This window comes from Methanosarcina sp. 2.H.T.1A.6, from assembly GCF_000979455.1.
In the GTDB taxonomy this organism is placed as follows: Archaea; Halobacteriota; Methanosarcinia; order Methanosarcinales; family Methanosarcinaceae; genus Methanosarcina.
In genome coordinates this window covers 154,128-161,083 of the sequence record NZ_JJOY01000044.1, presented here as the reverse complement: position 1 = coordinate 161,083, position 6,956 = coordinate 154,128, and the positions used below count along the sequence as shown (strand labels likewise).

Below are 6,956 nucleotides of genomic sequence, written 5' to 3'. Positions count from 1 at the left end.
TTCCTATCGTTTACCGATTTTCCGTTGCTCCTAATCGGTGATCTGGTCAACCAGGGCTTGTTAGACAAGCCCCTGAGTCTTTAGCTCAGGGGTAGTTGACTTCAGGATGTCATAACCGACTTCCTCAAGGGCTCTTGTTGCATTTTCCATGTATGTTTCCCTTACCAGGATGTAATCAGTATCATATGTTGAGACTGCAAATATACTGATGTCCTGCTCAGCCAGAACCCCGCTGATTCCTGCAAGGATTCCTGTCAGTCCGAAGTCCAGAGGCCCTTCAACTTTCAGGCAGCTCCATCCCTTTTCAACCAGGGCACCTGCAGGAATATTTTCAGGGATACTTCTTTCCTGGCAGACGACCGAGAGCTCTTCAGGGGTTTGCGTAATCGATAAGAAACTGCTTCCATACACCCATTCAGGAATTTCAGAGCCTGTTTCCAGCTTGCAGATTCCAAACCTGCCTTCAAGGACACTTAAAGTGAGTTTATTTTGCTTCATACAGGATTCCTCTTTTGTCTTTTCTATTAAGACATTTTACCTCAGACTATGGTCCTGGTCTGGATTTCTGTTCCATTTAGCACTCCAGGCTCCAGGAATTATTATTCTTATCTCAGGAAGCGCCAACATCAATATTTAAGACCAACCGCGAACAAATACTTAGTTAAATCCGTTTCTTTATCTTTTGATCTTTATCTTTTAAGCTTTATTTCTAACCGGGGCTGGCTTGAATGGAACTGCTGGGTATCGATATACTTAAAGTTTTGACGGGGATCGACGGATTTGTCTGGGGGCCACCCCTTCTGATTTTGCTGGTGGGGACGGGGATTTTCCTGACCATGGGCCTGGGGTTGATCCAGGTCTTCAAACTGCCGCTTGCTCTCAAATATGTCCTGAATTCAAGAAAATTTGAGGCGGGAGTTCTGGGGGACGTCTCAAGCTTTGCTGCGCTCAGTACTGCACTTTCGGCAACGATCGGGACCGGAAACATCGTGGGGGTTGCAACTGCAATCAAGACCGGGGGGCCCGGAGCTCTTTTCTGGATGTTTCTTGCGGCTTTTTTCGGGATGGCTACCATGTATTCCGAAGCCCTCCTGGCAGTCAAATACAGGACAGTTGACGCAAACGGGCAGATGTCAGGAGGGCCGATGTACTATATTAAAAACGGGCTGGGTCATAAAAAGTACAGCAAAATTCTTGCTCCTCTTTTTGCCATCTTCGGGGTAAATGTGGCCCTTTTCGGGATAGGGACCTTTCCTCAGGTAAATGCCATCGTGGACTCGGCCCGGATCGCCTTTGATATCCCCGAAGTCCTGAGTGCAGCCGTGCTGAGCCTGCTTGTAGCTTTTGTGACGCTTGGCGGGATCAGGAGGATTGCAGCCGTAGCCCAGTTAATGGTGCCTTTCATGGCAATTGCGTATGTGCTGGGCTGTCTGATTATTATCGGGCTGAACCTTGACAAAATCCCTGCAACCTTTTCTCTGATCCTCAATTCCGCCTTTACAGAAACCGCAGCCAGGGGCGGCTTCCTTGGAGCCGGTGTGATGCTTGCAATCCGGATGGGAATTGCCCGTGGGATCTTTTCAAACGAAGCGGGACTCGGGAGTACGCCCATTGCAGCTGCAGCCGCCAGGGTCAAAGAACCGGCAAAACAGGGCTTAATCTCCATGACAGGGACCTTTTTCGATACGATCGTCGTCTGCCTCATGACCGGAACTGTGCTGATCATGACGGATTCCTGGACAGGGGACCTTGCTGGAGCCTACATGACCAGCTACGCTTTTTCAACCGTGCTTTCAGACCTCGGAAGCTACATCGTGACTCTGGGCCTGATCTTCTTTGCCTTCACAACCATTATAGGATGGAACTATTACGGGGAACGCTGCACGGAATTCCTCTTCGGGGTCAGGGGGATTCTTCCATACAAGATTCTTTACATCCTCATTGTTGCCTCAGGAGCCTTCCTGACCCTTGACATCATCTGGGTCTTGGCAGACATCGTAAACGGGCTGATGGCTATCCCGAACCTGATAGCCCTCCTTGCGTTGAGAAAGGTCGTTGTAGCCGAGACCAGGAAGTATTTTGAAGCCCTGAGTTGAGGACCCGAGAGCTGAAAACCGATATCACGCCGCCTGAACATGAGACCTGAAGTTCGGACGGGGCAGGGAAGAATACAACCTGATGAAGGTTGCAAATAAAGTGTAACGGTTATAAGCCCTTCCTGCGGATTATTACATAAAAATCACCTGTCCAGAAAAGGATTGTTACCCATGAAGTCCACCCATCAAGAAACAAATTCCAGGGCTGTGAAAAAGAGATGTATTAAAACAGCTACCTCCCCTGCAGCCGCCTTCCATTTTATTGCGGCCATATTGATAATTACCGCTCTCCTGACTCCCACAGCTTCTGCGGGTGTAGTTTCCGGAAATACCCATCTTGAGGTGTATGTATCGGAAATAACTCCTAACCCTGCCAGGCCCGGAGAAGACCTGCTCATAAAAATCAACATCGAAAATACCGGAAACGACCCTGCCGAAAACGTGAAAATAGGAATTGAGGAACTGGACCCCTTTATTTTTAAGTACAGCACCTCAGAGGTTTACGGTTCCGGGACGAACACCGAGCGCATCTTTCAAATTGAACAGATAAGGCAGCGAGCAAAAGTCGAGCTTAACTTCCACTTCAGGGTGGACGAAAGGGCAACGTCGGGAGTCCGCCAGCTTGAGTTCACCATAGCAGATGGGGACGGGGTGAGCTTTTCGAAAAGGATTCCGATCAGGGTGGAAGGAAACCCCGATATTGTACTCATGGGGACTGTAATCACTCCGGCAAACGGAGGGAATGCTTCTGTTGACGCCCTGATCCCGGGACAGGCATTCTACCTCCGGACGACGGTTAAGAACTCAGGGAATGGAAATGCAAAAAACGTAAGGGTTATCCTGGACTTCAACGGATCTTCCCCCATTATCCCCCTGGAAGACAATGTCCAGTTCTTTGAGTCCCTGAAAGCCGGAAGTTCTGAGAACCTGTCTTTCAAACTCCTTTTAGGCAGCAACGCAGAGGTGCAGCCCTACAAAATCCCCCTCCGGATAACAGCTTCAAATGAAGCCGGGGATTTCCAGATCAACAAGGCCCAGGAAATAGGGGTCAACGTGCTGAACCAGGCGAAAATTAACATTGCGAGCCTGAAATTCGATCCCCAAATGCCGGTGAAGGGACAGAAGGTTTCCATGATCCTCAAGCTTGAAAACGTTGGGGAAGGGGAAGCCCGCTTCGTGAAAGCCAGTCTTGATGGGCTTGAAGGCTCGGGAAGCACAGAAGCTTTCCTGGGACGCCTGAAAAAGGACGATGACGCCCCGGCAGTCTTTACTTTCATTCCGGAAAAAGCAGGAGACCAGGAAGTGACTCTGCTTGTGGAATACGAAGATGACTTTGGAAAACATCAGCTAAGTGAGGACCTGACCTTCAGTGTGGACAGACAGGAGGGGAGCATTATCCCCCTTGTGCTGGGAGCAGCCCTTATTCTTGCAGCCGCAGTTTTCTACATGAAAAAGAAAGGCAAGCTCTAAAGATCACATCTATAAATAAATCCAGAAGCAAAATAACCCAAGTAGGACGCCTGATTATGCTTGAAAAAGCGAAAGTCTCCTTCTTCCTTGCCGGCCGCTCCATAAGAAGGGGCAATAAGGGGATCACGATCTTTACGATCTTCGTGCTGACCCTGATCTTTGTACAGCTTGTGCTTTTTTCGAGCATGTTAGCAGGAGTTACGGTCCAGTTCAACAAATTGCTGGTGGACTTTCAGACCGGAAACGTAGTCATAGAGCCAAAGGAAGAGGAAAGGTATATTGAAGCTGCGTCAGCCCTCCAGAAGAAGATTGAGAGCCTATCTGAAGTCACCGGCACTTCCGCCCGCCTGAAAGCCTCCGGCGCCTTCCGCTACAAGGAAAAAGAGATGGGTGCCACGGTATACGGGGTGGACCCGACGGACGAAAGTTTTGTTACGGGGCTTGAGAGCACCATGTTAAGCGGGGAATTTTTAAGCAAACCCGATAGGGGTGAGATTATCCTGGGCAGGGAAATCTCGGGCGGCTTTGGAGCTCTGATGGACTCCCGTTCCCTGGGCGGCGTGGAAGTCGGAGACACCGTAGAAGTCACAATTCAGGGCAGAACAAAGGAGTTCCGGGTTAAGGGGATCTACAGCACCCTCTATTTCATGATAGATTCGGCCGCCTATATCAGCAGGGCCGATATGGAAGAGATGCTCGGCGTACAGGATAGGGACCTTGCCCAGGAGATAGCCGTCAGGACCACCGAAGGCACGGACGAAGCAGTAACCCGGGAAAAGCTAATCTCCCTCGGAGTCAGGGAAAATGTCCGTACCTGGAGGGAGTTTGCAGGCCTCCTGAGTTTGATCGAAGGCACGCTTGGCATGGTGAGGAACATCATGAATGCAATCGGATTGCTGATTGCTTTTGTGATCATCTTCGTGGTCATTTACGTAAACATCGTAAACAAAAAACGTCAGATCGGCGTCCAGAAAGCCATAGGGATCGAACAAAACGTTATCATAGCCTCCTTCGTCCTTCAGGCCATGCTCTACGCAGGTGCAGGTGTGATCCTCGGTTACATCCTTATGCACTACGGAATCGTCCCCTACACCGTCGCCAACCCCGTACAGGTCCCTGTTGGAGCCATCAGCCTGGAGCTGGACGACCTGGAAGCCGTAAATCGCGCTGTCCTCCTCTTCATGGCTTCGGTGATAGGCTCCGTGATCCCCGCATACAAACTGGCAAACAAAGGCCTCCTGGAATTGATCTGGGAGAAATAAGGAGGAACTGAAAAAATGGAAACCCAGAGCGAAGAAAGAATCGAAATCGGAAGGGAAACTGAATCCGGAGCCGGGATCTCCGGAACAAAATTCGATGCCATTGTAGAAGGCATCAACATCTTCCGCACCTTCAAAATGGGGGAGGTGGAAGTCCGGGCCCTCAGGGGAGTAACCGTCAGCATCCGCCGCGGGGAATTTGTTGCCATCATGGGGCCGAGCGGCTCGGGGAAGACTACGCTCTTAAACCAGCTTGGAATCCTGGACACTCCCACCTCCGGCAAGGTCATCATTGACAGCATCGATACCTCTACCCTTTCTGACAGGGAAAAAGGTAAATTCCGCCTCTACAACCTGGGTTACGTCTTTCAGGACTATGCCCTCCTGCCCGAACTTACCGCCTCTGAAAACGTTTACATCTCCCTAATGATGCAGGGAAAAAGTAAAGCAGAATACGAATCCTCAGCCGCCGAAATCCTGACGGCCGTAGGCCTCGGCGATCGCCTTTCCCAGCTCCCCTCCAAAATGAGCGGCGGCCAGCAGCAGCGGGTCTCTATTGCCCGCGCCCTTGCCCATTCCCCTAGAGTCCTTTTTGCAGACGAACCCTGCGCCAACCTGGACTCTCAGACCTCAAAGGAAGTTCTGGACCTTTTCAAGAAATTTAACACAGAATTGGGGCAAACGATCGTAATGGTCACACATGAAGACTGGCACGCTGCATATACTGACAGGGTGATCAGGTTAAAGGACGGGATGTTAGAGCAATAAATAGTGTATAGTGTACAATCAGTATTTTTTGGAATTATCATTGGATATTGAAACTGAGTCGATATTACCCTTGTATTTAAAAAAGTGAGGAAAAAATGTTTACAGAAGAAAACAAAGCAATAGTTAGCCGATTCTTTGAAGAAGGACCATCTAAGGGAAATTTGAGTGCTGCTGATGAGTTACTATCAGCTAATTTCTTTATGCATGCACCTCTTCCTGCATCTCCGGGAATCGAAGGGATGAATGAAACAATTACCACGTGCAGGGCAGCCTTTGAGCATCTCAATGTTACAATTGAATACATGGTTGCCGAGGGTGATAAAGTAGTTGCTCGCTTTACAGCTCACGGAATACATAAAGGCAATTTCATGGGTTTACCGGCTACAAGCAAACCGATAACCATGACTGGCATAGAGATCTTTCGAATTAAGGACGGTAAGATTACTGAGCTATGGGCTGAGGCTAACCTTTTAGGTCTGATGCAGCAGTTAGGAATCTTTCCTATGCCTGGAGACCAGAGTTAAATGCCATTACCTCTGCGATGCTGACTGCCGTTGGGGTTGAAGCATTTTCTCTCCAAAATGAAAGGGGGTCAGCAACAGCTGGTTTCTGTTATTCGGGCGCTTGCCCACAAGCCTATAATCCTCTTTGCTGCCCGAGTCCCGTCTCGGGAGGACGGCGTCCTTTTCGCTACGCTCAAGAGGAATAATTTAGGGGTTTTAGCAGTGAATTTCGTCCAAGAAGGCTAATTTATAGGTTATAATAGTGAGTTTCGCTCGTTCAAGCGGAGTAAATTACGATTTCTCTGACCCGTGCAACCTTATTCACTGTACCGGATCGTTCCTGTCACGCTCGACGCAGGAGAGCGGTCTTGCAAAAAAAGAGAAAAAAGCCAGAAAGTAAGAGAAAATTGGGAGCCGTTGAGAGACAAACAAGTAAAAACAACCAAACAAGTAAAAACAACCAAACAAGTAAAAACAACCAAACAAGTAAAAGCAACCAGAAAACCTGAAAGGGTGCAAACAAAACATAATTAAATTATACCTGAAAAATACTTTTTTCCGCATCTATTTTTACTTATTTCTGCCTCTTTTTCAGACTTTTTCTTTCTGCCTCTTTTTCAGACTTTTTCTTTCTGCTTCTTTTTTTTCGACGGGCCGCCAGACAAGCTGACGGGGGTACTTTAATATCTGAATTTAAAAGCGGTTTGCAGGGTCAAGGGAAGTATTTCTCAGACTTTACGGCGCAGAAATCATATCTCATTTTCCTGAGTAGGTGTCATATCTTATTTCCTGAATATGTTATCCAAAAAACAGCATGAAAAATATGCTTCTCATAGAATTATATAGTTTTTCAATTCTAC

6 protein-coding genes are annotated in these 6,956 nt (G+C 48.4%); 5 read left to right on the top strand and 1 reads right to left on the bottom strand.

Going from position 1 to position 6,956, the window contains the following annotated elements; translation table 11 throughout:
• Positions 1–60: 60 nt before the first annotated feature.
• Positions 61–498 carry an ACT domain-containing protein gene (locus EO98_RS13340; protein WP_048138779.1) on the bottom strand — a complete coding sequence of 146 codons (438 nt, stop codon included), beginning with the start codon at positions 496–498 and terminating at the stop codon, positions 61–63.
• A 230-nt stretch (positions 499–728) separates the two neighbouring features.
• Between EO98_RS13340 and EO98_RS13335 the strand changes: the two genes are divergently transcribed.
• The 5 genes from EO98_RS13335 (at position 729) to EO98_RS13315 (ending at position 6,117) form a co-directional block, all read left to right on the top strand.
• Positions 729–2,096: a sodium:alanine symporter family protein gene (locus EO98_RS13335; RefSeq protein WP_052734461.1), complete on the top strand. Its 1,368-nt coding sequence runs from the start codon at positions 729–731 to the stop codon at positions 2,094–2,096.
• Positions 2,097–2,267: 171 nt separating this feature from the next.
• On the top strand, positions 2,268–3,566 hold the full coding sequence (locus EO98_RS13330) for a COG1361 S-layer family protein (RefSeq protein WP_235283504.1): 1,299 nt from the start codon (positions 2,268–2,270) through the stop codon (positions 3,564–3,566).
• 56 nt (positions 3,567–3,622) lie between these two features.
• A complete protein-coding gene (locus EO98_RS13325; protein ID WP_048138780.1) occupies positions 3,623–4,828 on the top strand; it encodes an ABC transporter permease in 1,206 nt (401 codons plus the stop codon).
• Between the two features lie 15 nt (positions 4,829–4,843).
• Positions 4,844–5,593 (top strand): ABC transporter ATP-binding protein, encoded by a 750-nt coding sequence (locus EO98_RS13320; RefSeq protein ID WP_082098612.1) that lies wholly within the window; start codon positions 4,844–4,846, stop codon positions 5,591–5,593.
• Between the two features lie 95 nt (positions 5,594–5,688).
• Positions 5,689–6,117: an ester cyclase gene (locus EO98_RS13315; protein ID WP_048138781.1), complete on the top strand. Its 429-nt coding sequence runs from the start codon at positions 5,689–5,691 to the stop codon at positions 6,115–6,117.
• The last annotated feature ends 839 nt before the right edge of the window (positions 6,118–6,956 follow it).

Bases quoted from the DNA above. Each gene is read 5' to 3' on its own strand.
- EO98_RS13340 (WP_048138779.1), bottom strand. From the start codon at position 498: ATGAAGCAAAATAAACTCACTTTAAGTGTCCTTGAAGGCAGGTTTGGA.
- EO98_RS13335 (WP_052734461.1), top strand. From the start codon at position 729: ATGGAACTGCTGGGTATCGATATACTTAAAGTTTTGACGGGGATCGAC.
- EO98_RS13330 (WP_235283504.1), top strand. From the start codon at position 2,268: ATGAAGTCCACCCATCAAGAAACAAATTCCAGGGCTGTGAAAAAGAGA.
- EO98_RS13325 (WP_048138780.1), top strand. From the start codon at position 3,623: ATGCTTGAAAAAGCGAAAGTCTCCTTCTTCCTTGCCGGCCGCTCCATA.
- EO98_RS13320 (WP_082098612.1), top strand. From the start codon at position 4,844: ATGGAAACCCAGAGCGAAGAAAGAATCGAAATCGGAAGGGAAACTGAA.
- EO98_RS13315 (WP_048138781.1), top strand. From the start codon at position 5,689: ATGTTTACAGAAGAAAACAAAGCAATAGTTAGCCGATTCTTTGAAGAA.